The following is a 26137-nucleotide window of genomic DNA, read 5'->3' as shown; positions in this document are numbered from 1 at the left end:
GAACGCCGCGAAGACCGCGTCGGGGTCCGGCGAGCTCCTTCGCGTAACCCCGGTCGCGTCCGGATCAGGGGGTCAGGACGGTGACTCCGGCGTCGGCGAGGGCGGCCGCCAGCTCGGGTGAGGGCTCGGCGTCGGTGATGAGGTAGTCGGCTTTGTCGAGCGGGGCGACCTGGGCGAAGAGGCGGCGGTCGAGCTTCGAGGAGTCGGCGAGGATGGCGGTGCGATCCGCACGCTGGATCATCTCGCTCATCATGGTGGCGTCGCCGAGGTTGCTCGTCGAGAAACCCGATCCGTCGACGGCGCCGACGGCAATGAGCGCGTAGTCGCAGCGGATGTCGACTTCGGGTGTGTGGGAGTTCATCGCCAGGGTCACCGGCCCGGTGGTCGCCTGGGTGATGGTGCGGACGGCGCCGCCGAAGATGTAGAGATCGCGGAAGACGCTGGGCGAGATCTCGGCGGGGATGCGCAGGTTGTTCGTCGCGATCGTCAGGTTGCGGTGGTTGCGCAGGGCACGGGCGACCGCGAGCGTCGTGGTCCCGGCGTTGAGCATCAGCACCGATCCGTCTTCGACGAGGTCGGCGGCCAGGGCGGCGATGCGCTCCTTCTCGGAGATCTGCATCTGCAGCCGCACGTCGAGTCCGCGATCGCGACCGGGTACCGACATCGCGCTCACGGCGCCGCCGTGGGTGCGGACGACGATCCCCTCGCGATCGAGCTGGTCGAGGTCGCGGCGGACTGTGTCGATCGAGACGCCGAAGTGCGAGGCGAGGTCGACGACGGTCACCTGACCTGATTCGGCGACGTACGCCGCGAGCTCGGCCTTGCGCCCGGCCGGGAGGCGCCGCTTGACCGTGGCTGTGGATGCGTCCATGCCGTCATCTCTAGCACAGCGGCGTTCGCTCGTCCTCAGATTTTGTGGAAAAACCGCAAAGAACGGCACGGGTTCCGCGCTTTTTGCTGCCAGTAGCGCCGCTATGCGCTCGAATAATCACGAATGTGCATCGAACTCTTGCGAGACCCGGCAACGAAGCGCATACTCGTGCTGAAAGACGCAAGAACGCGCAGAACGGCGCGAAATGCGGCAGATCTCAACGAGGAGAAACGATGGACAACAGCGGGCGCCGGCGTCGGAACGCCATCAAGCTCGTCGGTGTCGCAGCAGCGGCCACGACCCTCCTGGCGATGGCGGGGTGCTCGTCGAACAGCTCGGGCACGTCCTCCGACGGGAACGTCACGATCGAGTTCGCCCAGTGGTGGGAGCCCGAGCTGGGAGACGGACAGTTCCGCGGGCTCATGGATCAGTTCGAAAAAGAGAACCCGGGCATCAAGGTCGACTTGGTGAGCGGACCCTACGCCTCCACCAAGGAGCAGCTGTTCGCCGGGGCGGCATCGGGCACGATGCCCGACGTCGTCGGCCTCGACGGCGCGTGGGTCAGCGACTTCGCCAAGCAGGGCGTCATTGCCGACCTCTCGAAGCTCATGAGCGACTCCGGCTACGACGAGAGCCAGCTCGCCAGTCAGGTCAAGGTCGACGGCAGCACGTACATGATCCCGGTGGTCAATTTCGTCTACCCCATGTTCACGAACGACGGCCTGCTCGCCCAGGCCGGAGTGTCGGCCCCGCCGTCGACGCGGACCGAGTTCGCCGACGCGGCCAAGAAGATCACGGCCCTCGGCGGCGACGTGTCGGGCTGGGTGCTCCCGTTGTCGCTCGAAGCCCCCAACGGCGTGCAGAACGACGTCATGTCGTGGGTCTGGGCCTCGGGCGGCTCGATGCTCAAGGACGGCCAGCCCGACCTGACCAACAGTGACGTGTCATCGGCCACCGACTTCATCCAGCAGATGTGGGATGACAAGGTCATCGCCCCGGGTTCCTTCACGATGAAGGAGCAGGACAAGGTCGAGGAGTTCACCAACGGTCGCGTCGGCATGATGATCGACTCGCTCGCGCACATCAACCTCATCCGTCAGTCCAACCCGGATCTCACATTCTCGATCTCGGCGATCCCCGCGAAGGACGGGTTCACCGGCGAGCGCGGGATCCCCTACGCCTCGTGGGGCATCGGCGTCGCCGAGAACTCCGAGCACAAGGACGCCGCTTTCAAGCTGGTTCAGTTCCTGATGGGCAAGGACGTCAACAGCGAGCTGTCGACCATGGCCAAGGCCTTCCCGGGCAACACCGAGAGCGTGCCGACCTTCGTCGAAGACGACGCGCTGTTCAAGACCGCCTTCGACATCTACAAGAAGGGCTACCCGGCGAACGAGTTCACCGGTCTGCCCGTCGCAGAGGAACTGATGCGCCAGTTCGGCACGGAGTTCCAGTCGGCGCTCGACGGCCAGGAGTCGATGAGCGACGCCCTCAAGAAGACGCAGGACGAATGGACGTCGGAGTTCTGATCCGACCCCGAACCGGGATGCCGCACCGCCACCGCTCGCGGTGCGGCATCCCGCTCAGCGAAAGCCGCACCTCATGACCATGCGCACCCTCACGCCCCCCGATACCGAGCTGATCGTCACCGGACGGCCCGCCTCGCGCCGCACCCGGCAGCTCCGCAAGGCCGGCGAGGCATACGTCTTCCTCTCACCGACCCTCATCCTTCTCTTCGTCCTGATGATCGTCCCGATCGTCATGGTGATCGGGTACTCCTTCCAGGACAACGTGATCCTGAACAAGAGCCCCGACCTGGTGGGGGCCGACAACTACGTCGCGATCCTCACCGACCCGGGCTTCTGGAAGGCCACCGGCAACACCCTCTTCTTCACCCTCACCAGCGTCGCCGCGCACCTCGTGCTCGGACTGTCGTTCGCCCTGCTGCTGAACAGCCGACTGATCGGCGCCGTCCCCCGGGCGATCTTTCGCGGCCTCTACGTCTTGCCGTGGCTGTTCACGGTGGCCGTGATCGCGGTGCTGTGGCGCATGCTGCTCGCCCCCAACGGCATCGTCAACTTCCTGCTGAACACGAACATCGAGTGGCTCGCCTCGCCGCAGCTCGCTCTCGGCACCGTCACCTTCATCAACATCTGGGCCGGCTACCCCTTCTTCATGGTGAGCCTGCTCGCGGGTCTCCAGGGCATTCCGAGCGATCTGTACGAGGCCGCCACCGTCGACGGCGCCAGCCCCGTCCAACGGTTCTGGAACGTCACCGTTCCGCAGCTGCGCCCGATCATCGTCAGCCTCGTGCTGCTCGACCTGATCTGGACCTCCCAGCAGTTCGCGCTCATCTGGCTGACCACGGGCGGCGGTCCGATCGACGTCACCGAGATGCTCAGCACCTTCACCTACAAGCTCGCGTTCGCGAAGTACGACTTCTCGATGGCCTCCACCTCGGCGGTGCTGGTCCTGGCGATGTCGATGATCGTCGCGGTGCTCTACGTCCGCCACCAGAAGGCGAGGGACTGACCATGGCCCTGACCACCCCCGCGCGCCCGCGCGCCACCCGCACGGCCACGCGCCGTCGCTTCGCCCAAGCCGGCGTGCTCGTCGGCCTGCTCATCGGCGCGGTGTTCGCCGCAGGTCCCGTGCTGTGGATGCTGTCGAGCTCGTTCAAGTCGAACACGCAGATCTTCGAGCTGCCGCCGCGGCTGATCACCGACACGTTCTCGCTCGACGCGTACATCTCGATCTTCACCAACCCCGAGACGGTGCGGTTCTTCATCAACAGCTACGTCGTGGCGGGAGCGGTGACGATCCTCACGCTCCTGGTCGCGATTCAGGCCGCCTACGCGTTCAGCCGCTTCGAGTTCCGGGGCAAGCGGATCGTCAACGTCATCATCGTCAGCGTCCAAGCGGTCCCGCCCATCACGCTGCTCATCCCGTACTTCGGCCTGATGGTCGGGCTCGGCCTCTACAACACCTATCCGGGCCTGATCTTCACGTACATGGTGTTCACGCTGCCCTACGCGATCATCATGATGACCGGGTACTTCAACACGCTCCCGAGGGAGCTCGACGAGGCGGTCCGCGTCGACGGCGCCGGCTCCTTCACGGCCCTGTGGCGCGTGCTCGTGCCGATCTCGATCCCGGGCATCGTCTCGGTGGGCATCTACACGTTCATGATCGCGTGGAACGAGTTCCTCTTCGCCCTGACCCTCACGCGCACCATCGACATGCGCACGGTGCCCATCGGCATCCAGTTGCTCATGGGCCAGCACTCCTACGAGTGGAACCAGATCATGGCGATGAGCATCCTCGGCTCGATCCCGGTGCTGGTGCTCTTCCTCTTCTTCCAACGCTTCTTCATCAGCGGCCTCACGGCCGGCTCGGTGAAGAGCTGACCGCCGCCTACCCAACCCCGAACAAGGAGTCATCCGTGCTTTACACCGGCAAGTCCATCCTCGACGTCGCCAACGCCCACAGCTTCGCCATCCCGGCCTTCAACATCAGCGACTGGGCGATGTTCACCGGGATCATGGACATCAGCGAGGAGAAGAACGCTCCGGTCATCATCGCCATCCACCCCGACGAGGTCTCGCACATCACCACCGACCTGATCCCGGCGATGCACGCCCGCGCGCACCGCTCGAGCGTGCCCGTGGCCATCCACTGGGACCACGGCGGAACGTACGAGCAGATCATCACCGCGATCAAGGCCGGCTTCACCTCGGTCATGATCGACGCCTCGCTCGAGCCGTTCGAGCAGAACGTGGCGCTCACCCGCAAGGTCGTCGAGGCCGCCCACGCCGTGGGCGTGCAGGTCGAGGGGGAGCTCGGAACCATCGGCGCGAACGACAGCTACGGAGAGTCGGGCGCGGCCGAGATCATCTACACCAACGTCGACGATGCGGTGCGCTTCGTCGAGCAGACCGGGGTCGACAGCCTCGCCATCGCCATCGGCACCTCGCACGGGCTCTACCCGGCCGAGAAGAACCCCGAGCTGCGCCACGACCTGCTCGAGCAGATCAAGGCGGCCGTCGGCATCCCGCTCGTGCTGCACGGCGGCTCGAGCAACCCCGATGCCGAGCTCGCCCGCGCGGTGTCGCTCGGCATCAACAAGATCAACATCTCGAGCGACATCAAGGTGGCGTACCACGACCGTATGCGCGAGGTACTCGGCACCGATCGCCGTCTGCGCGAGCCCAACGCCATCCAGCCCGAGTGCATCGCGGCGATGAAGGTCACGGCCGCTGAGAAGATCGACCTGTTCGGCGCCGCCGGCAAGGCCGACCTCTACTGATCGGACGGTGATCGACGTCATGGCGGAAGACCTCGTCCTCGGACTCGGCGGCACCGTCGACTACGAGATCCGGTGGGATGCCGAGGTGCTCACGGCCCTGGCTGCGCAGCACGGCATCCGTCTCGACGAGTTGACCACCACGACGCCGATCATCGACGAGCGCGCGCTCGTCGTCACGGTGCTCGCCTTCCTCGCCACGGGCGGGGGAGGCGAGCGCTTCGTGCTGTCATCGGAGATCGTCGAGACCTTCGCGGCGCACTTCGACAAGACGATCACGCTCGGCGGAACCGGGGTGCGGGCGGGCATCGCCCTCGATCGCATCGGCGTGCCCACCGTGCAGCACCTCGTGAGCATCGACGACAACGTGAGGCGCCTGCTTCCGGCCTCGATGAGCATCGTCTCGTCGGCCACGCGAGACACCCTCGATCCGCACCTCATCGTGCAGTATCCCGCGGGCGCCACGGTGCGCCTCGTCGACGGGGCGGTGACGGCGCCGGCGTCGAACCGCCTGATCTTCGCCAACGACGCCCCCAACCGCGAGATGGCTATCGCCCCCGATCTGGGCGACGCCCTCGAGGGGGCTGCGGCGTTCCTCGTCTCGGGGTTCAACACGATGCAGGATGCCGACCTGCTCGAGGCCCGGCTCGACGATCTCGTCTCGGCGATGAGACGCCTGCCCGCCGAGGCTCTCGTCTACTACGAGGACGCGGGCTTCTACCACCGCGAGCTCGCCGCCCGGGTGCGCGCGCGGCTCCTCGAGCGCATCGACGTGTACGGCATGAACGAGGACGAGCTGCAGGAGTACCTGGGGCGACCCGTTGACCTGCTCTCGCCCGACGACGTCGTCGCCGCCCTCGCCGAGGTGCACGCGCTCATCCCGGCGCGGACGCTGGTCGTGCACACGACCTTCTGGGCGATCGCGGTCGGTCCCTCGGCGGCCCGGCACGCGGCGGGACTCGAGAGCGCCGTGCGCACCGCCGCGACGCGCTACCGCCTCGGCGACTCCTGTACCGCCGCCGATCTCGAGGTCACCGCCCGGTCGCTCCGTCACGCGGGCGGTGCGGCGGTCGTCGAAGCCGCGCGGCAGCGCAGCGGAGCGGTCGGGGTCGCGGCCTACGTCGTCGACACCGCGCAGCCCACCACGATCGGTCTCGGAGACACCTTCGTCGGCGGCTTCCTCGCCGCGGTGCCCGCGGCTGCGCGCCGTGCGACAGCCGTCGCCCTCGACCGCGCGCTGGATGCGGTGACCGGGCGCGTGGATTGATCCAGACGCAGATTCCCGTCACCGCGCCGCGGTGTCGGCATCCGGATCCGAGAACGGTCCGCATGCCGCGATGACGCGGCGCAGACTCACGGCGGCCTCCCACGCGTCGAGAGGTTCGTCCTGCGCGTCGAGGGAGCGCAGGCTCTCGGTGTAGCGGGTCAGGGCGGTCTCCGCGGCGCGCAATTCGCCGTCCGTGGCCTGCGGCTCGGGCGGCGTGGTGGCCAGGCGGGACACCCTCTCGATCGCATCGGCGAGGAGGCGTCGCGCGTCGCCCGGCAGGCGGGTGTCGACGTCGGGGCCCGCGGTGAGCCGCGCCAGAGCGGCGGCGAGCTCGCGGGTCGCGTCGGCCGTGCCCGTCAAGGCGTCGAGTCGTCGCCGACCCAGGTCGCGCGGCGTCTTCAACCGTCGCCCGCGCGGGTTGTAGCGGCGACTCTCGTCGGCGAGATCGACCTCCTCCCGCACCTCGACGAGGGTCCCCTCCAGGTCGGCGGCGGCCCGGTCCGCGGCCTCGGGGTCGAAGGAACGTCCCGCGAGCGACGACGACATGGCACGGAGGACGTCGCCGAGCGCGTCCCGAAGCCGGCTCAGCCGGTCGTCGGCCTTCTTGACGCGCAGCGGCGGGACCACGACGAGGTTGACCACGACGCCGACCACGACACCGAAAGCCATCGTCACCAGGTACGACACCGAGTATCCGTCGGGATCGGCGCCGCCGAGCAGTAGGACGAAGAGACCGGCGATCGCCACCCAGTCCCGCCCGACGCCGAGGGCCCGCACGCCCGCGAGCAAGACTCCGATCAAGATGACGAGGGCGACGGCGACGATACGGGGTATACCCGTGCCCACGACGGCGAGGCTGCCCAGTCCTAACCCGATGCCGAGTGCGAGACCGATCACGGCCTGCGCGCCGCTCGACGCGGAACGCGCGACCGTCGGATACATGCTCACGAGCACCCCGAGCGGGGCGTAGTACGAGTACTCGCTCTGCGCGAAGGGCACGAGAGGGGCGAGGTACCAGGCGAGAGCGGCGGCCGCGGCCGTCTTGGCGGCGAGCAGCAGGCGATCGGCGGTGACCGCGTCGGACCACCATCGGCGCGGGTCGAGGGAGGCGGGAACGGTCATGAGCGGGTGGTGCGCGGGCGAGTCGACACCCCTCCATGCTCCGCGTCGGCCTCGCCGCCGTCGCGGGGGTTGCCCCGGGGGAATCCCCGGGTTAGTGCCGTCTCAGCGGCCCGGACGGTAGGCGTCCCACAGCACGCGGGCATGACGCGCTTTCGCCCGCTCGACGCCGTCGTCGTCGTGGCGTGCCGCGCTGATCCACTCCGCCAGACGACTGAACACGGCGCCGAGCACCATTCGCAGGTCGGAGTGCGCGGCGGGCGGCACGGCGGCCTCGGCCGCCGGCATCCGTCCTTTCGGGGGAAGCTCGTCGTCGGCGTGCCGGAGGGCGAGACGCGCCACCCCGACGGCGTGGCTGTTCACGACGCAGTGCGCGGCTCCCTCGATCTCCCACCGTCGGGCGCGATGCGCGCGGGCGACGAGGCGGGAGTGCAGGCGGCGCGGCGACGGGCGGTCGAACTCGCCGCGGATGAGCAGCAGAGTCGCCCGGCCCTCGCCGATGCGGTCGGAGATGCGGTAGCGCAACATGTGGGGCAGGGCTTCGAAGAAGTAGAGGAAACCGCACAGGAGATACGCCGAGACCGCCAGGAGCGCGATGTGCAGCGACTCCCGCACCGTCGACTGGACGAATCGCACGCCCTGGATGATCGCAGAGGACTCCGCTTCGTCGACGACGGGGCTCACCAGCACCGCGTGCGAGAGTTCGGGACGCCGCGCCAGAATCTCGGTGACCACCTGCGTCCCCATCGAGTGTCCGATGAGTACCGGATTCTCGAGACCGTAGTGGTCGAGCACTCCCTCGACCTGGTCGGCGAAATACGCGGCGGTGGGGGATTCCCCGGATGCCGGGACCCCGCCGAAACCCGGGAGATCGAGGGCGTAGACCTCGCCCTTCTCGGCGAGCAGCGGTGCGAGGAATTCGAAGTAGGTCGACGCGACGCCGATACCGGCGATGAGGACGAACGGGCGCCCGGTCCCCGAGCCCGTCGAGACACGCGTCACCCGGGTCTGTGAGGGCCCCCGGCGGAGCGTGTCGACCTCGACGTCGGCGGGTCGCGAGTCTTCGGGCATCCGACCAGAATGCCCTACCCGGCTGAGCGTCCTGTCAATCCCGGCCCCGGTGTCGTCGGCCCCGCCTAGCCTTCCTGCATGAGCGATACCTCCCGCGAAGAAGAGACCCTGGGTGCCGTCCGCGAGGGCGACAACCCCGCCGAGAAGGACCCGTCCGACTGGGTGACCGGCGACGAGCCCATGACCGCCCCGCAACGCAGTTACCTCGACACCCTCGCCCGTGAAGCCGGCGAGGAGATCCCCGCCGACCTGACGAAGGCGGAGGCGTCGGAGCAGATCGATCGCCTGCAGAACGAGACCGGTCGCTCCACCGAGTGACCCTCGAGGCGTCCCGGGTCCTGCTCGTCAGGACGCGCGGGGCGCCTCTTCGTCTGCCGACATGTTGTCGATGTCCTGCTTCTCACCGCGAGCGATGTCGTCGAGGAAGTCGGCGACGATCCGCCGTTCGGCGGGGCCGAGCCGCCCGGCGGCCGCGGCGGCCGACGCGCTGCGCACCGACAGCACGCGGCGGGCGGGCGAGTCGGCGGGAATCGTCTCGCGGACGACGATAGAGCGTCGATCACCCGGGTACGGCTCTCGTTCCACCCACCCCGCGTCGGCGAGGCGGTCGATCAGCGCCGTCGTGGCCGCCGACGAGATGCTCAGCATCGAGGCGAGGATGCGGGGGGTGACAGGCTCGTCGTCGGCGGAGCGCTGGAGGAGGAAGCGCAGCACCTTCGCGTCGTTCGGGCCGATGCCCAGGGAGTGCAGCGCCGCGCGCTCGGAGGCGACACCGGAATCGGTGAGGTCGTTGAGAGCCTTGACGACGTCGTCGGCGGAAGCCGCGTCTTTCATCTCTCCTCCTCGCGTTCCTCGGTGAGCTACTGTCTTTCACGCCAATCAAGTAGATAGCCGTTCTAGTTAGATGCTACCTGTCCTTCCCGTGCACCGGCAGGGGGCTGGACGCGGAGCCTGACATAGGATGCCCTGGTGGAAACAGGGTCCGAGTCGCGCTACTGGTACGGCGCGAGCGAAGAGGATCGCCGCCGTCGAGCGGTCGAAGTCCTTCAAGCCTTCCGCGTGTACCGCGCCGCCGAGGTCGCGATGCGGCGTCGCACGCGCGAGTCGATGTCCATGGGCGAGAACGAGCTGCTGGTGCTGCGCTACCTCATCAAAGCGGCGGGGCAGCAGCGTCAGGTCTCGCCGAGCGAGCTCACCCGTTACCTCGGGGTGTCCACGGCATCCACGACCGCAATCGTGGACCGCCTCGAGAAGACCGGTCACGTCACCCGCGTGCCGCACCCGACCGATCGTCGGAGCATCTACATCGTGGCCACGGCTGCGAGCGACGAAGAAGTGCGCGCGACTCTCGGGTCGATGCACACGCGCATGATGGCGGCGGTCGTCGATATGACCCCCGAAGAGAGCGCTGCGGTGATCGCGTGCCTCGGTCGGCTCCAGGATGCCGTCGACCAGGTCGACCCGCACCCGGTCGACGCCGAAGCCGCGCACTGACCACGCGCCGAGCTCGCCCGCGCTCTCCGTCGGGACGGCCGAGCACGCAGGTCGGGCGTGAGAGCATGGGGGCCATGGATGAGAGCGCAAGCAACGCGGTTTCCCCCGCTACCGGCGCCGACCTCGTCCATCAGGTGGACGGAATCGAGGTCGCCTCTTTCCGCGCCGTCATCGCCCGGCTGAGGACCGACTATCCGCTCGAGGATCCGTCGCGGATCGAAGCCGTCGTGCTGCGCGAATGGGAGGCCTTCTCGGCGGGGCGACCCCTGGTCGTGCCCACCGCCGTCGAAGAGGGGGCTCGCGAGATCCTGGGCCTCCCGCGGGACTGATTCAGGAGCCGCGGGGCTCCGGCTCGTCCACCAACAGCAGGCCGCCCGACGAGTTCGCCGAGGTGGCCAGCGCTTCGATCCACGCGCGACTGAGCAGCGCGGGTTCGGGCTCGTCGAAGACGAACCGCAGCGGAATCGAGGGGTGCAGCCACACGGTGCTGCGCCCCACCTCCTGGGCGGGTCCGTGCGTCCACGACAAGGTGAAGCTCTCGCCGCGGCGGAGCTTGGTTGCGATGACGACCTTGACGTGAGCCAGAGCGCGATCCTCGATCTCGATCGGCGTGGCGACGTCGCCGTAGTAGAGCGTTCCCACACGGGTACGTTAGTCGGGCCCCGAGACGCCCCCCGGCGGGGTTGATTCGCGCGACGCGACGTGGCATCCCGGAAAGCGGCTGACGGTGCGTTCCTCGGATAGGCTCGGTCGCATGGGCAGATTCATCTACGACACCGTTGCCAATGCGGTCGACATCGATGACCGCACGCTTGCGCACTTGCGCATCGTCGTGATGAACAAGCTTCGGCGCTCCGAGTCGTTCATGTTCGACGTCGAGGTCGGCGACGGCAGCGGTCGCCGCAGCTTCTGGATGCACCCCTCGGTGCCGATCCAGTTCCACTTCTACGGCAGCCGCCAGCCCCGCATCAACCGCGTCTGGGTCGAAGACCTCATGCTCGCGGCCTCGGGCCCCAACGGCCTGGCGATCACGCCCGAGCCCAGCGAAGACGCCCTCGTCGAAGAGGGCTGAGCGCTAGCTCTTCTCCGTCTGCTCCGCCGGGGTGATGTCCTCGGGCACGAGCATGATGCCGCCCGAGGAGTTCGCCGAATCGGCCAGCCGCTCGATCCACTCGCGGCTCAGCGTCGTCGGCTCGCTGTCGTCGAAGACGAAGCGCAGCGGGATGGCGGGGTGCAGCCAGAGCGTGCTGCGACCGCGTTCCTCGTCGTCGCGGTGCCGCCACGACAGCGTGAAGCTCTCGCCGCGGCGCAGCTTGGTCGAGATGACGACTTTCAGGTGAGCCAGGGCGCGGTCTTCGATGTGCACCGTCGTGCCGCTGCCGCCGTAGTGAATGGTCCCCATGCGGCCCACGATACGCCAGGGGGCGTCGCAGGTACGCGGCGGGATGCCAGGTGTCAAGACGGCCGGGCGTGGCGGCGGCTCCTGGCACAGTAGGGGTTGTTGCACGGAAGGAGGGCGCCGTGACAAATCCCCCTATGCCTCGGAACCCCGAATCGGGGAACGACCCGGACGATCTACCCGAGGTGTTCCACGGCTTGATCGGCATCGACGTCGTCGACGGCGAGTTGCTGCCGCGTGCCGGCGGCATCGAACCCCGCCGGAGCTGACGCTCCCAGCGACCTCGTAGTCGTGTTCGCTAGCGTCGACCGCATGTCGGACCCGCTGGACGAACAGCAGATCACCGTCTCGAGTGCGGACCTGCGGGCGATGCGCGACGAGTTCCAGCGGTTCCTGATGGAGTACCGCTTCGGGCTCGCCGAGGTCGAGACGAAGATCTCGATCCTGCGCGAAGAGTTCCAGGAGATGCACGCGTACAACCCCATCGAGCACGTCTCGAGTCGCGTGAAGTCGCCGGACAGTCTGGTCGACAAGGTGCGGCGCAAGGGCATCGAGACCGACTTCGACTCCATTCGCGCGTCGATCACCGACATCGCCGGCATCCGCGTGACCTGCAGCTTCATCGACGACGCGTATCGACTCTCGAAGCTGCTCACGCGGCAGGACGACATCACCGTCCGCGACGTCAAGGACTACATCGCGAATCCCAAGCCCAACGGGTACAAGAGTTTGCACGTGATCGTGGAGGTGCCCGTCTTCCTCTCGACCGGCCGCGTGGACGTTCCCGTCGAGGTGCAGTTCCGGACGATCGCCATGGACTTCTGGGCGAGTCTCGAGCACAAGATCTATTACAAGTACGACCGGCTGGTTCCCGACGACCTTCTCGCCGAGCTGAAGAACGCCGCCGATACCGCGGCCGAGCTCGACACGAGGATGGAGCGCCTGCACCGCGAGATCCGCGGCGCGCACCCCGGGGTGGTCTCGCTCTGACGAGGGCGACACAATGGACCGATGAGCGACGACGACGCCCGCCTGGACGAGGTCGCCGCCGAACTTCTCGCTCTTCCGCCCGCGAGGTTCACTGCCGCCCGCAATGACCGCGCCGCCGAGGGCGGGGTGCTGGGGCGGAGGATCGCCAAGCTGCGCAAGCCCACGGTCGCCGCGTGGGCGGTCAACCTGCTCGTACGCGACGGTCAGCTCGGCGAGGCCGTGGAGCTGTCCCGCGCTCTGCACGAAGCTCAGGACGACCTGGATGCCGCGGAGCTCGGGCGACTGGGGCGGCAGCGTCGACAGCTGGTCGCCGCCCTCGCCCGCCGCGCGGGTGAGCTCGCCGCCGAGGCCGGGACCCCCCTGAGTGCGGCGATGTCGGATGCCGTCGAGAAGACCGTGAACGCCGCGGTGGTCGACGAAACGGTCGCGGCGGCCGTGCTGACGGGGCGTTTGACCTCGGCGATCGACCTCGCCGAGACGGGCGACGGAACGCTCGCGGAGGCGGTGGCCGGCTCCGTTCCCGCGGCCGTCCCACAGGCTGCCGCCGCGCGCGACGACCTCGCCGCGCGTCGCGCGCGGAAGGCCGCGGAACGGGCCGTCCGTGAGGCGGAGCGGGCCAGAGCCGACGCCGAGCGCGAGAGCACCGCCGCCGGGCGGCGTGTGGATACAGCGGCGGAACGGGCCGCCCGGGCTCGAGAGCGCGTGGACGGCCTGCGAGCCGATCTCGCGCGCGCCGAGAAAGAGGCGGCCGCGGCCGACGAGGTGCTGACGCAGCGCCAGGATGAGCTAACTCGTGCTCGCGAGTCCGTGCGTGCGGCGTCGGAAGCCGTCGAGCGCGCCGAAGCCGCTCGTGACGAAGGAACGGATCGATGAGCGACTCACCCCTCTCCGCAGTACTCGACGAGGCGCGCGCGCGTTTGTCCGGGGCGCCGCGAGAGCGTCTCGGCGAACTGCAGGAGGGGCGCCGGCTGCTCGGCATCCCTCGTTCGGCCCGTATCGCGCCGCGCGGCACGGCCTGGCATCTCGGAGTCCTGCTGCTGACCGATGACGCTCTGCTGGCGACCGGCGACATCGTGCGCTCGCGTGCGGAAGTGCGTCGCGGGTTCGCCGCCGAATCGCAACGCCGTCGCGCCGAACTCGCCGCCGCTGCCGCACGGGGAGGAGTCCCCGAGGGCGAGACGGTCCACATCGAGTGGCGCACCATCGATCCGGACGCGGTGGGGGAGTCGTCCACCCCCGTGGCGATCCGCGGAGGCGAGCCCCTCGTGCGGTGGAGCGCCGCCGGAGGGCTCATGCCCCTTGACCGGTATCTCGCGGAACGCGTCGAGCTGCTGCGGCATCCGCCCGAACGCGCATAGAGACCCGCGCGCATAGTCGGGGGCGGGGTGGGTGTCAACTGCCGTGACCACGGAGGTTCGCGGAAACGACGCTGGTCTATCGTGAGCGACGTGCAGCAGGTATGGCCAGGATCCAGTTATCCCCTCGGGGCCACTTACGACGGTAACGGGACGAACTTCGCCCTGTTCAGTGAAGGAGCAGAGAAGGTCGAGCTCTGCCTCTTCGAGGAAGACGGAACGGAGACGTGCTTCGAGCTGATCGACGTCGACGCGTTCGTCTGGCACGCCTACCTCCCCAACATCCAGCCGGGGCAGCGCTACGGCTACCGCGTGCACGGGGAGTACGACCCCGCGAACGGCAAGCGCTTCAACCCCGCGAAGCTGCTCCTCGACCCGTACGCGAAGGCCGTCGAGGGCCAGGTCGACTGGGGGCAGGCGGTCTTCAGCTACGAGTTCGGCGACCCCGACTCGTTCAACGACGAGGACTCCGCCGCCCACATGATGAAGGGCGTCGTCATCAACCCGTTCTTCGACTGGTCGGGCGACCGCCAGCCGAAGATCCCCTACGCCGAGTCGTTCATCTACGAGGCCCACGTGCGCGGCCTCACCCAGTTGCACCCCGACGTGCCCGAGGAGCTGCGCGGCACCTACGCCGGCATCGCCCACCCCGCCGTCATCGAGCACCTCCAGAAGCTCGGCATCACCGCGATCGAGCTCATGCCGGTGCACCAGTTCGTCAACGACTCCACCCTCGAAGAGAAGGGGCTGTCGAACTACTGGGGCTACAACACCATCGCGTTCCTCGCCCCGCAGAACACATACTCCTCGACCGGCGACCACGGTCAGCAGGTGCAGGAGTTCAAGGCCATGGTCAAGGCTCTGCACGCCGCCGGCATCGAGGTCATCCTCGACGTGGTCTACAACCACACCGCCGAGGGCAACCACATGGGCCCGACCCTGTCGATGCGCGGCATCGACAACGAGGCCTACTACCGCCTCGAAGACGACGACAAGCGGTACTACACCGACTACACCGGCACCGGCAACAGCATGAACGTGGGCAACCCCCACACGCTGCAGCTGATCATGGACTCGCTGCGCTACTGGGTGCTCGAGATGCACGTCGACGGCTTCCGCTTCGACCTCGCCTCGACCCTCGCGCGCGAGTTCTACGAGGTCGACCGTCTCGCGGCCTTCTTCGAGCTCGTGCAGCAGGACCCGATCGTCTCGCAGGTCAAGCTCATCGCCGAGCCGTGGGACGTGGGCCCCGGCGGCTACCAGGTCGGCAACTTCCCGCCCCAGTGGACCGAGTGGAACGGCAAGTACCGCGACACCGTCCGCGACTTCTGGCGTGGCGAGCCGCAGGCCCTGGGCGAGTTCGCCTCGCGCCTCACCGGCTCGGCCGACCTGTACGAGCACTCCGGTCGTTTCCCCGTGGCATCCATCAACTTCGTCACCGCCCACGACGGCTTCACGCTGCGCGACCTCGTGTCGTACAACGAGAAGCACAACGACGCCAACGGCGAGGACAACAACGACGGCGAATCGCACAACCGCTCGAGCAACATGGGCGTCGAAGGTCCCACCGACGACCCCGAGGTGCTGAAGCGCCGGGCCCAGCAGCAGCGCAACTTCATCGCGACGCTGCTGCTCAGCCAGGGCGTGCCGATGCTGCTGCACGGCGACGAGCTCGGTCGCACGCAGGGCGGCAACAACAACGGCTACGCCCAGGACAACGAGATCACCTGGGTGGACTGGTCGAACATCGACGCCCCGCTCATCGAGTTCACCGCGGCCCTCGCCCGTCTGCGCAAGCAGCACCCCACCTTCCGTCGCAGCCGCTTCTTCGACGGCCGCCCCGTGAAGATGGAGGAGGGTGCGCCGATCCCCGACGTGGTGTGGACGCGGCCCGACGGCTCGCTCATGCAGCCCGAGGACTGGGACAACGGCTTCGGCCTCGCCGTGGGGGTCTTCCTCAACGGTCAAGGCATCCGCGAGCGCGACCGCCGCGGAGAGTCGATCAGCGACGACCACTTCCTCGTGCTGTTCAACGCGGGCGACGACAAGGTCGACTTCCAGCTGCCCGACTTCGAGTACGCCCCCAAGTGGGACGCCTACGTCGACACCGCGGGGGAGCGCGCCAACACCGAGCCGCTCAACCCCGGCGAGACGCTGCCGCTCGAGCCGAAGTCGCTGATCGTCCTGCGCGAGCACCACCTGCCCGAGCCCGAGATCGACCACTCGGTCGCGGCCTCGCTCACGGCGCAGATCCAGACCATCGGCACCGACGACCTGCCCGGCCAGGCGCCCAAGCCGGAGCTGTGACCGAGATGCGGCATCCGCTTTCGTCCTACCGCCTGCAGATCCGCGAATCGTTCACCCTCGACGATGCCGCCGAGGTCACGGACTATCTCCGTGACCTCGGGGTCTCGTGGGCGTACCTCTCGCCGATCCTCGAGGCCACCCCGGGCTCCGACCACGGCTACGACGTCGTCGACGTCACCCGCGTCGACCCCGCCCGCGGCGGTGCCGAGGGTCTCTCGCGCTTCGTCGAGGCGGCGCGCGCGAAGGATCTCGGCATCCTGATCGACATCGTGCCCAACCACATGGGCGTCTCCGAGCCGCGCGCGAACGCGTGGTGGTGGGACGTTCTGCGCCAGGGGCGCGCCTCGGCGCACGCCGACGCGTTCGACATCGACTGGGAGTTCGGCGGCGGCAAGGTGCGCGTCCCCGTGCTCGGCGATCACCTCGACGCGGTGATCGATGAGATCTCGTACGACCCGACGCCGGCCGACGACGCCCCCGACGGGCTGATCCGCTACTACGACCACGAGTTTCCGGTCGCCCCGGGAACGGGGTCGTCGGACATCAGCATCCGGGCTCTGCTCGATGCGCAGAACTTCGAGCTGCGCTTCTGGCAGGACGAAGCGGCCGACCTCAACTACCGCCGCTTCTTCGCCGTGACGACGCTCGCGGGCGTGCGCGTCGAGCGGCCCGAGGTGTTCGAGGCGACCCACGCCGAGATCCTGCGCTGGGTGCGCGAGGGTCTGGCCGACGGCCTGCGCGTGGATCACCCGGACGGGCTCGTCGACCCCGGCGGGTACCTCGACCGCCTCTCGGCAGCCCTGAGGGACGCGAGTGACGACGAGGTCGGCTACGTGCTCGGCGAGAAGATCCTCGAGCACGGCGAAGCCCTGCCCTCGTGGTGGAAGACCGCCGGCACGACCGGATACGACGCGCTCGCCGAGATCGACCGCGTGCTCACCGATCCCGCGGGCGAGGTGCCGCTCGACGCCCTCGATGCGCGACTGCGCACCGAGAGCGACCTGCCCGCCCTGACCGGCTGGCACGACCTCATCCACGACACCAAGCGCAAGATCGCCGACTCCATCCAGGTGTCAGAGATCCGCCGCATCGTGCGCGGCCTTCCCGAGGCGCTGCGGACGGAGTTCGAGGCCGAGGTGCTGCAGGACGCCCTCGCCGAGATCCTCGCGTGCTTCCCCGTCTACCGGTCCTACCTCCCCGCGGGCCGCGCGCACCTCGACGCCGCCGCGGGCGAGGCGGAGATCCGCCGCCCCGAGCTCGACGACGTGATCGAGAAGCTCGTGCCGGCGCTCTCCGACACCGACCTCGAGATCGCGTGGCGATTCCAGCAGACGACCGGGCCCGTGATGGCGAAGGGCGTCGAAGACACGGCGTTCTACCGCTACACGCGCCTCGGTTCGCTCACCGAGGTGGGCGGCGATCCGGGTCAGTTCGCGCTCGACGTGCACGGCTTCCACACCGCGCAGGCGCTGCGCCACGCGTCGTGGCCGACCGCGATGACGACCCTCTCGACGCACGACACCAAGCGTGGCGAGGACACGCGTGCGCGCATCGCCGTGCTCGCCGAGATCCCCGAGAAGTGGGCCGCGCGGCTCGAGGAGTTCCGCGGCATCGCCTCGACCGGGCACGGTCCCTTCGACGCCCTGCTGTGGCAGGCCATCGTCGGGGCGTGGCCGGCATCGGCCTCCACCCCCGAAGGTCTCAAGGACTACCGCGAACGCCTGCACGCCTACGCCGAGAAGGCCGCGCGCGAGGCGTCGGAGGTCACCGGCTGGTGGGAGCAGGACGAGGCCTTCGAAGAGCGCATGCACGCGCTGGTCGATGCGGCCACCGGTCCCGCCGCCGAGCGCGTGCGCGCGTTCGTCGACGAGATCTCGGCCGACGGCTGGTCGAACGGCCTCTCGGCCAAGCTGCTGCAGATCATGGGCCCGGGCGTCCCCGACGTCTACCAGGGCTCGGAGCTGTGGGAGCAGTCGCTGGTCGACCCCGACAACCGTCGCCCGGTCGACTTCGCCGAGCGTCGACGTCTGCTCGCCTCGATCGACGGGACGGATGCCGTGCGCCCGCCCATCGACGGGACCGGGGCCGCGAAGCTGCTCGTGACCTCTCGCGCGCTCCGGGTGCGGAACGATGTGCCGCTCGACGTCTACCGTCCGCTCGAGGCCGCCGGCGTGGCATCCGATCACGTCGTCGCGTTCGATCGCGGCGGGGTGTTCGCGGTCGCGACGCGTCTGCCCCACGGATTGCGCACCGCGGGCGGCTGGCGCGACACGGTGCTGCTGCTGCCCGACACGCTGGTCATCGACGCGCTCACGGGCAAGCAGTACCAGGGCGGTCCGACCCGCCTGGCCGACCTGCTCGCGACCTACCCGGTCGCTCTGTTGATCTCCTGACCCGTCCCTCGCGTGAGTCGCCAGGATTTGTCGCCTCACGCGCCTCCGAAGCGACAATTCTTGGCACCTCACGCGAAGGAAGAACCCACATGAGCATCGACGTCTGGGCACCCAAGGCCGACCGAGTGCGACTGCGCCGACTCGACGACAGCGGCGACACCGTCGTCGAAGACGTGGAGATGTCGGCGAATGCCGGCGGGTGGTGGACCGCTCCGGTCGATCTCTCCGACGGGGAGCGCTACGGCTTCGTGCTCGGCGACGGAGACGACCTTCGTCCTGACCCGCGCTCGCGGCGCCAGCCCGGCGGCGTGCACGAGGCGTCGGCGTGGTTCGACCCCTCGGTCTACGCGTGGAACGACGCCGCCTGGACGGGCAAGCAGCTCGCGGGCGGACTGATCTACGAGCTGCACCTCGGCACCTTCACCCCCGAAGGGACCCTGGATGCCGCGATCGGCCGCCTCGACCACCTCGTCGACCTGGGCGTGACCCACGTCGAGCTGCTCCCGGTGAACGGCTTCAACGGCACCTGGAACTGGGGCTACGACGGGGTGCTCTGGTACACCGTGCACGAGGCCTACGGCGGGCCCGAGGCCTACCAGCGCTTCGTCGACGCGGCGCACGCCGCGGGTCTGGCCGTGATCCAGGACGTCGTCTACAACCACCTCGGCCCCTCGGGCAACTACCTGCCCCTCTTCGGCGAGTACCTCCGCGAGGGCAGCCGCAACACCTGGGGCGACTCGGTCAACCTTGACGAAGACGCGGTGCGCGCCTACATCGTCGAGAACGCGCTGATGTGGATGAGCGACTACCACGTCGACGGTCTGCGCCTCGATGCGGTGCACGCGCTGCTCGACCACCGCGACCCGCACGTGCTGCAGGAGATCGCCGAGCGCACCGACGCCCTGTCGGCGCACCGCGGCGTGCCGCTCACGACCATCGCCGAGAGCGACATGAACGACCCGAAGCTGATCCTCCCGCGTGAGGCCGGCGGCTACGGACTCACCGCGCAGTGGTCGGATGACTGGCACCACACCGCCCACGTCGCCCTGACCGGAGAGGCGATCGGGTACTACGAGGACTTCGCCGACCTCGACGCGTTCCGCAAGGTCAGCGAGGGCGGCTTCTTCCACGACGGCACCTACTCGAGCTTCCGCGAGGAGAAGCACGGCAAACCGATCCCGGAGGACGTGCCGAACTGGCGTCTGGTGACCTTCGCACAGGACCACGACCAGATCGGCAACCGCGCCGCCGGCGACCGCCTCTCGCAGACGCTCGGTTACGACCGTCTCGCCGCGGCCGCCGTGCTCACGCTGACGGCCCCCGGCACGCCGATGCTGTTCATGGGCGAGGAGTGGGGCGCCACCACGCCGTGGCAGTTCTTCACCTCGCACCCCGAGCCCGAGCTCGGCAAGGCCACCGCCGAGGGGCGCATCGCCGAGTTCGAGAAGATGGGCTGGGACGAGTCGACCGTGCCCGACCCGCAGGACCCCTCGACCTTCGAGAACTCGAAGCTCGACTGGGACGAGGTCGGAGAGGGCGACCACGCGCAGCTGCTCGGCCTGTACCGCGAGCTCGCGAAGATCCGCCGCGAGCGCCCCGAGCTCACCGACCCCTCGCGCGAGGATCTGTCGGCGGCAGCCCGTGAGGCCGACGGTGGGCGCGTGTACGAGCTACGTCGCGGAGACCTCCTTGTCGTGGTGAACCTGTCGGATGCCGAGGCCTCGGCCTCCGCGGCATCCGGGGCCCGTGTGCTTTTGGCCACCGCCGAGGGGGTCGTGCTCGACGGGACCACGCTGACCGTGCCCGCCGGCGCGAGTGCGATCGTGGCGCCGGCTCTCTGACCCCCGGTCGACGGCCCTGTCCCCTCGAGGGGCGGGGCCGTCGGCGTGCGCGGGTCAGTCGCTGAGCGAGATGCGGCCCATCGCGGCCTGGATCGCCACCGCCGCGGCTCCTCGCGCCCAGGCGGAGAATCCCGAGCGGTCCACGTGGATCGAGACGGCGGATGCCGAGCCCTCGCGGCCGCGCGCGAGAGACGCCTCGACCCGGTCGCGCACCAGATCGAACGCCTCGACGCCCTCGCCCGCGAGGACGATGTCGGACTGCAGCGACAGGTTGGCGGCGAGGGCGCACAGGGTTCCGAGGGCGTCGCCCGCGGCATCCATGACGGTGCGTGCGGCGGGGTCGTCGGCGCGGGCGAGCGAGAGGGAGTCGTCGTACGAGACGGAACGGCGGAGTGCCTGGGACACCTGCGAACTGATCGCGGTGGTCGTCAGCAGGGCGGCGGCGCAGCCACGGTGCCCCTCGGGGCAGGGGGGTCCGTCCGCGACGAGCGGGAGGTGGCCGACGGTGCCGACCCCGGCATCGGGCGTGCGCACGGTGCGCCCGTCGATGACGAGGCCGAAGCCCACCCCCGCGCCGACGGTCACGATCGCGAAGCCCGGCAGGGCGCGGCCCACCCCGAACCAGCGCTCGGCCTCGGCGAGGGCGACCACGTCGTTCTCGAGGGCGACCGGCACGTCGAGGCGCGCCGCGAGCGCGTCGGCGAAGGCGACGTCGCGCCAGCCGAGGAAGGGGGCGTTGACGGCGATCCCGTCGCGCACGGCACCGCCCAGGCTCACGCCGACCCCGCGGACATCGCGTAGCCCCAGGGCGCCGACCACGGCGACGATCTCGTCGATCACGTGCTCGGGCGTCGAGCCCGTCAGGCGACGGTCCGCGCGCTCGCACACCTCGGCACGGATGTCGGTGGCGGCGAGGTAGAGGTGGTCGCCCGTGAGTTTGACGCCGACGAACGTGCCCGCGGTGGGCGAGATGTCGAGGGGTCGCGAGGGGCGACCGACCGAGCCGTCCACCTCGTCGTCGAGTTCGATCAGGATGCCGGCGTCCACCAGGGGGCGGGTCAAGCGGGTGAGGCTCGGCGGCGACAGGTGCAGGCGCGCGGCGAGGGCGCGGCGCGAGACGGGGCCGTGGATCAGTACGGCGCGGGCGACGGCGGCCTCGCTCTCGGTGAGCATCTCGCCCCTCCCGCTCTCCCGCGGCAGGCGGGCATTTGTTCCGTGGTAGAAATAATGCCATGTCGCACACCGTCGTCGCCCTCGAGACCGCTTCGGCGGCGCACCTCCGCGCCGGAGGCACCAGCGTCGTCGTCGACCTCACCGCGCAGCCCGCGCCCGCCATCATCCATTGGGGGCCCGACCTCGGCGCCCTCGATGACGAGAGGCTTTCGTCGATGGCCGTTGCGGCGCGTCCGCAACGCGTGTCGGGGGGCATCGACCAGACGCCCCGCCTCACGATCGTGCCGACGGCCGCGGCTGGCTGGCCCGGCGCTCCCGGATACGAGGGAGGGCGCGGCGGCGTCGTGCAGGGAACGGTGTTCTCGCTGGCATCCATCCACTCCGCCGTCGATGCCCTGACGCTGCACCTCGTCGACGAGCAGCGCGCTCTGCGTCTGCGCGCGGAGCTGCGAGTGAATGCCGCGGGCCTGTTCTCGCAGAAGCTCACCGTGGTCAACGACGGAGCCGACGATCTCGTCGTCTCGACGCTGCAGCCGAGCTTCCCGCTGCCCTGGGAGGCCACCGAGATCCTCGACGCCACCGGCCGCCACCTGCGCGAGCGCTCGTCGCAGCGCCACGCCTTCACCTTCGGCACGCACCTGCGCGAGAGCCGTCGCGGTCGCCCCGGTGCCGACGCGACCCTGCTGCTGGCCGCGGGGCGCCCCGGCTTCGGGTTCGAGGCGGGTCTGGTCCACGGCATCCACGTCGCCTGGAGCGGCAACCAGCGCGTGTTCGCCGAGCGGCTGCCGCTGGGCGAGGCGCTGCTCGCCGGCGGCGAGATGGCCGCGTGGGGCGAGATCGTGCTCGCACCGGGCGCCGAGGTCTCGTCGCCGCTCGTCTACGGGTCGTGGGGCGACGGTCTCGACCAGCTCGCCGCGCGCTTCCATGACACCTGGCGCGCCCGGCCGCAGCACCCCGAGCGTCCGCGCCCGATCACGCTCAACACGTGGGAGGCGGTGTACTTCGACCACCGCCTGCCGAAACTGCGGCAGCTCGCCGACGTCGCCGCCGAGATCGGCGTGGAGCGGTTCGTGCTCGACGACGGCTGGTTCCGCGGCCGTCGCGACGACACCGCGGGTCTCGGCGACTGGTTCGTCGACGAGGGCGTGTGGCCCGAGGGGCTGAGCCCGCTCGCCGACCACGTCACGGGCCTGGGCATGGAGTTCGGGCTGTGGTTCGAGCCCGAGATGCTCAACCCCGACAGTGACGTCGCCCGCGCGCACCCCGAGTGGATCCTGCGCGGACGCGACGAGCTTCCGCCGTCGGCGCGCCAGCAGCAGGTGCTGAACCTCGCCCACCCCGGCGCCTACGCGTACATCCTCGAGCGGATGACCGAGGTGCTGCGGGCCTACCCGATCGCCTACGTGAAGTGGGACCACAATCGGGATCTCGTGGATGCCGCGACCGGCCCCGGCGGAGGCTCGGCCGTGCACGCCCATACCCTGGCCGTGTACCGGCTCATCGACGAGCTCAAGGCGACCTTCCCGGGTCTCGAGATCGAGAGTTGCGCCTCGGGTGGGGCGCGAGTCGACCTCGGCATCATGGACCGTACCGACCGGATCTGGACGAGTGACTGCCTCGACCCGGTCGAGCGGCTCGAGACGCAGCGCTACACGGCGCTGGTGGTGCCGCCCGAGATGATGGGCATGCACCTGACCACCCCGCACGTGCACTCGACCGGACGCACGGTCTCGCTCGCGTTCAGCGGCGCCGTCGCGCTGTTCGGGCACTTCGGCATCGAGTGGGACCTCACCACGCTCGACGAGCGCGACCGCGCCGTCGTGGGGGAGTGGGTGGCTCTCGCGCGGCGCGTGCGCCCGCTGGTGGCGACGGGGCGTCTCGTGAACGTCGACGTCGTCGACCCCGGCCTCGACGTGCGCGGCGTGGTCGCGGCCGATCGCGATCACGCCTTCTTCACGATCGCGCAGACGCAGACCCTCATCGCCTCGCCCGCGGGGCGCGTGCGCCTGCCGGGTCTCGACCCCGACCGCGCGTACCGGGTGCGGCTCGTGACGCCGGGCGGTCTGGTGCAGGAGCCCGCTCAGTCGCCCCTGCCGTGGGCGCACCACGACACCGTGCTCACCGGGCGCCAGCTCGCGGCATCCGGAATCCGCCCGCCCGTGCAGAACCCCCAGCAGGCGGTGGTGGTGGAGCTGACGGCCGGCTGAGCCCCGTCAGGCGGAGATGGCGAACAAGCCGCCGATGCCCACGGCATAGAGCACGAGGACGACGAACGAGTCGACGCCCATCCCGAGCAGGCGTCGCTGCGGGCGGAAGATCAAGCCGACCACGTACACGAGGGTCAGGAGAGCCGCGAGAGCCGTCAGGTAGATGTCGGCTCCGTTGGCCTGGGGGAGCACCGCCGCGCCCGAGATGACGGTCGCGAGCAGGAAGAGCACCGGCAAGAAGGCATTGCCGCCGAAGATGTCGCTGATCGCGAGGTTGTCGTCGCCCTGACGGATAGCCTGCAGGCCCGTGGAGATCTCGGGAAGAGAGGTCGCGAGAGCGAGCACGGTCGCACCGAAGAGCACCCCCGAGAGCCCGATCTGCGACGACGCCGCATCTCCCGCGCGCTCGAGCACCACGCCCGCGACGAGGGTGGCGAGGGCAGAAATCGAGAAGACGAGGGCCGCCCTCTTCGTGCTCATCGCCTTCGCCGGATCCTTCTTCTGCGACTTCGGTGCGGCATCCGGTGCTCGCCCGTCCTCGTGCCAGGGCAGGTGCTTCCCGGCCCGCTGAACGAGGACCAACCCCACGATCCACAGGGCGGCGATCAGCACGACGTCGGGGGTGAGCCGCAGCGCCTCGAGCCCGCTCGGAAGCTGGCTTCCCGCGATGACGACGGCGAGGACGGCGACGACGACGAGGCCCTCCAGAACGACGGTGAGGGATGCCGCGCGGTAGGTCAGCGGCTTCACGCCGCGGCCGCGCTTTCCGAACGCGTCGAGGATGACGAGCACGACCGTCTGCAGGGCGATCCCGCCCAGGATGTTGCCCACCGCGACCTCGAGGTTGCCCGACACGGCCGCCGACACCGTGATCGCGATCTCGGGCAGGTTGGTCGCCACGGCGAGAACGATCAGGCCTCCGAGCGCGCTGCCCAGGTGCAACCGGGCATCGAGCACGTCGGTCGCCTTCGACAGCTGGATTCCGGCGACCCACACCACCGCCGCCGCGGCGACGAAGATCACGACGAGCAGGAAGAACGGCAACGAGTCCACCGCCCGATTACACTCCCCGCGCCCCTGGCATCCGATCCGCTTGCGCACGAGGCGTCGGAGGCGTATCCCCAGCGGGGTTGACCTCCCCGGCGGGGGGTGGAAGCGTGGGCCGTCACCTCACGAAGGAGCGGAACATGGATGCCGGACTCGTCGCAGCCCTGTCGACAAGTGGTCTCGTGGTGATCGCCGTGACCGTGGTGATCCTCGCCGCGGTCAACCGACCGGGGGAGCGCGAGGCGCGTCACGCCATCGTCCCGACAGCGAGCTCGGCCGAGCCCGTGAGGAGATCCAGCGTCAGATCGACCTCGGTCGAGGCATCTGAGGGCTGCGACCGCGCGCAGAACCGTCGACGACGAGGCCGCCGGGCGGATCCGGGTCAGTCGACGTTCGGCCGGATCAGACGCAGCACGCTAACGATCGCCGGCGGCAGCAGTACGACCGCGGCCACGACGATCGCGGTCGCACCGATCGGGCCGCTCTGCGGCTCCCCGGTGAAGCGCTCCACGGCGAGCCAGCTCAGACCCCACGCGAGGGCGATCGCGGGTGTCACGCGCCACGAACTGCGCCACGCGATCGCCAGGCCGATGAGGGCCACCACGATCAGGACCGCGATGCCGATGGCATCCGCTGCGCTCTCCCACTCGGCGGGCACGATGGTCGTCAGCCACGCGGCAGTGTTGGCGACGGTCGCCAGGGTGACCCAGCCGAGGTGCAAGCCCGTGACGCCGTCGATGAGCACGGAGTCGACGACACCGCCGCGCGGCTCGCGGGTGGCGACGGCGACTCGGAAGGCCCAGCCGAGAGCGGCGAGCAGGAGCACGATCACGACGACGGTGACGACGAGCGTGCCGAAGCGCGCCGCCACGAGCCACAGTCCGTTCAGCGTCATCGTCAGGGCGATCAGCCAACCGAGGGCGCGCTGCCGCGGGTTCGTGCGCTGGCGGGGAAATGCCTGCCAGATGGAGTAGACGATCAGGCCGAGGTAGATGACCGACCAGATCGAGAACGCGGGGCCGGCGGGCGCGAGGTACGAACCGTCGGTGTTGAGGGCGCCGCCCTGCTGGTCCTGCACGGCGGTGTTGCCGAAGGCGCCCGCGCCGATGACGGCCGCGATCAGCATGAACGACACCGCGGAGAGGACGACGATCTGACGAGCGAGGTCCGAGCCCCGCCACTGTGCTGCTGCGTTCATACGTAGAACACTAGAAAAGCTAGGTAAATGTGGCTCTCGGGGTTGACATCGGCCCGGACGGCGCCGCCGCCCCTCGATCCCCCTCGTTTCGAGCCCCCACCGGGG

At 69.4% G+C, this 26137-nt stretch carries 26 protein-coding genes; 17 read left to right on the top strand and 9 right to left on the bottom strand.

Going from position 1 to position 26137, the window contains the following annotated elements:
- Positions 1–64 precede the first annotated feature (64 nt).
- Positions 65–871, bottom strand: a complete 807-nt coding sequence (locus tag QBE02_RS08415) for a DeoR/GlpR family DNA-binding transcription regulator (RefSeq protein ID WP_279365335.1) — start codon at positions 869–871, stop codon at positions 65–67.
- A 233-nt stretch (positions 872–1104) separates the two neighbouring features.
- Here QBE02_RS08415 and QBE02_RS08410 point away from each other — a divergent pair, with 233 nt between their 5' ends.
- The 5 genes from QBE02_RS08410 (at position 1105) to QBE02_RS08390 (ending at position 6438) form a co-directional block, all read left to right on the top strand.
- Entirely contained in the window at positions 1105–2397 is a 1293-nt protein-coding gene (locus QBE02_RS08410) for an ABC transporter substrate-binding protein (RefSeq protein ID WP_279365334.1), read from the top strand.
- A gap of 73 nt (positions 2398–2470) precedes the next feature.
- Complete coding sequence (locus tag QBE02_RS08405) at positions 2471–3400, top strand: carbohydrate ABC transporter permease (protein WP_279365333.1); 930 nt, start codon at positions 2471–2473, stop codon at positions 3398–3400.
- Between the two features lie 2 nt (positions 3401–3402).
- Entirely contained in the window at positions 3403–4275 is an 873-nt protein-coding gene (locus QBE02_RS08400; protein WP_279365332.1) for a carbohydrate ABC transporter permease, read from the top strand.
- 35 nt (positions 4276–4310) lie between these two features.
- On the top strand, positions 4311–5174 hold the full coding sequence (locus QBE02_RS08395) for a ketose-bisphosphate aldolase (protein WP_056226082.1): 864 nt from the start codon (positions 4311–4313) through the stop codon (positions 5172–5174).
- Between the two features lie 7 nt (positions 5175–5181).
- Positions 5182–6438, top strand: coding sequence for an ADP-dependent glucokinase/phosphofructokinase (locus QBE02_RS08390; protein ID WP_279365331.1), 1257 nt, complete (start codon positions 5182–5184; stop codon positions 6436–6438).
- An 18-nt stretch (positions 6439–6456) separates the two neighbouring features.
- On the opposite strand, the gene QBE02_RS08385 is transcribed toward QBE02_RS08390, so the two are convergent.
- Together QBE02_RS08385 and QBE02_RS08380 are read right to left on the bottom strand one after the other, a co-directional pair.
- Positions 6457–7560, bottom strand: a complete 1104-nt coding sequence (locus QBE02_RS08385; RefSeq protein WP_279365330.1) for an FUSC family protein — start codon at positions 7558–7560, stop codon at positions 6457–6459.
- Between the two features lie 102 nt (positions 7561–7662).
- The gene (locus QBE02_RS08380) at positions 7663–8628 is read right to left on the bottom strand and encodes an alpha/beta fold hydrolase (protein WP_279365329.1); all 966 of its coding nucleotides are present in this window, start codon (positions 8626–8628) and stop codon (positions 7663–7665) included.
- 78 nt (positions 8629–8706) lie between these two features.
- On the opposite strand from QBE02_RS08380, the gene QBE02_RS08375 reads away from it, so the two are divergent.
- Complete coding sequence (locus tag QBE02_RS08375) at positions 8707–8946, top strand: DUF3072 domain-containing protein (RefSeq protein WP_056226090.1); 240 nt, start codon at positions 8707–8709, stop codon at positions 8944–8946.
- 27 nt (positions 8947–8973) lie between these two features.
- Here QBE02_RS08375 and QBE02_RS08370 read toward each other — a convergent pair whose 3' ends face one another.
- A complete protein-coding gene (locus QBE02_RS08370) occupies positions 8974–9462 on the bottom strand; it encodes a MarR family winged helix-turn-helix transcriptional regulator (RefSeq protein WP_279365328.1) in 489 nt (162 codons plus the stop codon).
- A 135-nt stretch (positions 9463–9597) separates the two neighbouring features.
- On the opposite strand from QBE02_RS08370, the gene QBE02_RS08365 reads away from it, so the two are divergent.
- Positions 9598–10122, top strand: coding sequence for a MarR family winged helix-turn-helix transcriptional regulator (locus tag QBE02_RS08365; RefSeq protein WP_268103202.1), 525 nt, complete (start codon positions 9598–9600; stop codon positions 10120–10122).
- 74 nt (positions 10123–10196) lie between these two features.
- Positions 10197–10451, top strand: a complete 255-nt coding sequence (locus QBE02_RS08360) for a hypothetical protein (protein ID WP_279365327.1) — start codon at positions 10197–10199, stop codon at positions 10449–10451.
- A 1-nt stretch (position 10452) separates the two neighbouring features.
- Here QBE02_RS08360 and QBE02_RS08355 read toward each other — a convergent pair whose 3' ends face one another.
- The gene (locus QBE02_RS08355) at positions 10453–10764 is read right to left on the bottom strand and encodes a hypothetical protein (protein ID WP_279365326.1); all 312 of its coding nucleotides are present in this window, start codon (positions 10762–10764) and stop codon (positions 10453–10455) included.
- A gap of 112 nt (positions 10765–10876) precedes the next feature.
- On the opposite strand from QBE02_RS08355, the gene QBE02_RS08350 reads away from it, so the two are divergent.
- The gene (locus tag QBE02_RS08350; RefSeq protein WP_056226105.1) at positions 10877–11194 is read left to right on the top strand and encodes a hypothetical protein; all 318 of its coding nucleotides are present in this window, start codon (positions 10877–10879) and stop codon (positions 11192–11194) included.
- A 3-nt stretch (positions 11195–11197) separates the two neighbouring features.
- On the opposite strand, the gene QBE02_RS08345 is transcribed toward QBE02_RS08350, so the two are convergent.
- A complete protein-coding gene (locus tag QBE02_RS08345; RefSeq protein WP_056226107.1) occupies positions 11198–11524 on the bottom strand; it encodes a hypothetical protein in 327 nt (108 codons plus the stop codon).
- Between the two features lie 119 nt (positions 11525–11643).
- Here QBE02_RS08345 and QBE02_RS08340 point away from each other — a divergent pair, with 119 nt between their 5' ends.
- The 7 genes from QBE02_RS08340 to treZ all read left to right on the top strand — a co-directional run bounded on the left by QBE02_RS08340 (position 11644) and on the right by treZ (position 20407).
- The gene (locus QBE02_RS08340; protein WP_268103206.1) at positions 11644–11790 is read left to right on the top strand and encodes a hypothetical protein; all 147 of its coding nucleotides are present in this window, start codon (positions 11644–11646) and stop codon (positions 11788–11790) included.
- Positions 11791–11833: 43 nt separating this feature from the next.
- Entirely contained in the window at positions 11834–12511 is a 678-nt protein-coding gene (locus tag QBE02_RS08335; protein ID WP_268103207.1) for a GTP pyrophosphokinase, read from the top strand.
- Positions 12512–12532: 21 nt separating this feature from the next.
- Complete coding sequence (locus QBE02_RS08330) at positions 12533–13384, top strand: transposase (protein ID WP_279365325.1); 852 nt, start codon at positions 12533–12535, stop codon at positions 13382–13384.
- Complete coding sequence (locus QBE02_RS08325) at positions 13381–13869, top strand: glutaminase (RefSeq protein WP_279365324.1); 489 nt, start codon at positions 13381–13383, stop codon at positions 13867–13869. The genes QBE02_RS08330 and QBE02_RS08325 overlap by 4 nt, the downstream gene beginning before the upstream one ends.
- A gap of 81 nt (positions 13870–13950) precedes the next feature.
- Complete coding sequence (gene glgX, locus QBE02_RS08320) at positions 13951–16173, top strand: glycogen debranching protein GlgX (RefSeq protein ID WP_279365323.1); 2223 nt, start codon at positions 13951–13953, stop codon at positions 16171–16173.
- 5 nt (positions 16174–16178) lie between these two features.
- Positions 16179–18566: a malto-oligosyltrehalose synthase gene (gene treY / locus QBE02_RS08315; RefSeq protein WP_279367875.1), complete on the top strand. Its 2388-nt coding sequence runs from the start codon at positions 16179–16181 to the stop codon at positions 18564–18566.
- Between the two features lie 56 nt (positions 18567–18622).
- Entirely contained in the window at positions 18623–20407 is a 1785-nt protein-coding gene (treZ, locus tag QBE02_RS08310; RefSeq protein ID WP_279367874.1) for a malto-oligosyltrehalose trehalohydrolase, read from the top strand.
- Positions 20408–20461: 54 nt separating this feature from the next.
- Here the strand turns inward: treZ and QBE02_RS08305 are convergent, their stop codons facing one another.
- Positions 20462–21580, bottom strand: coding sequence for an ROK family transcriptional regulator (locus QBE02_RS08305; RefSeq protein ID WP_279365322.1), 1119 nt, complete (start codon positions 21578–21580; stop codon positions 20462–20464).
- Positions 21581–21639: 59 nt separating this feature from the next.
- Between QBE02_RS08305 and QBE02_RS08300 the strand changes: the two genes are divergently transcribed.
- On the top strand, positions 21640–23787 hold the full coding sequence (locus QBE02_RS08300) for an alpha-galactosidase (RefSeq protein WP_279365321.1): 2148 nt from the start codon (positions 21640–21642) through the stop codon (positions 23785–23787).
- Between the two features lie 6 nt (positions 23788–23793).
- Here QBE02_RS08300 and QBE02_RS08295 read toward each other — a convergent pair whose 3' ends face one another.
- On the bottom strand, positions 23794–24840 hold the full coding sequence (locus QBE02_RS08295; protein ID WP_279365320.1) for a sodium:calcium antiporter: 1047 nt from the start codon (positions 24838–24840) through the stop codon (positions 23794–23796).
- A gap of 376 nt (positions 24841–25216) precedes the next feature.
- Positions 25217–26032 carry a tryptophan-rich sensory protein gene (locus QBE02_RS08290; RefSeq protein ID WP_279365319.1) on the bottom strand — a complete coding sequence of 272 codons (816 nt, stop codon included), beginning with the start codon at positions 26030–26032 and terminating at the stop codon, positions 25217–25219.
- Positions 26033–26137 lie beyond the last annotated feature (105 nt).

It is taken from the genome of Microbacterium testaceum, from assembly GCF_029761935.1.
Lineage (GTDB): Bacteria > Actinomycetota > Actinomycetes > Actinomycetales > Microbacteriaceae > Microbacterium > Microbacterium testaceum_A.
This window is presented reverse-complemented; position numbering and strand designations above follow the sequence as displayed.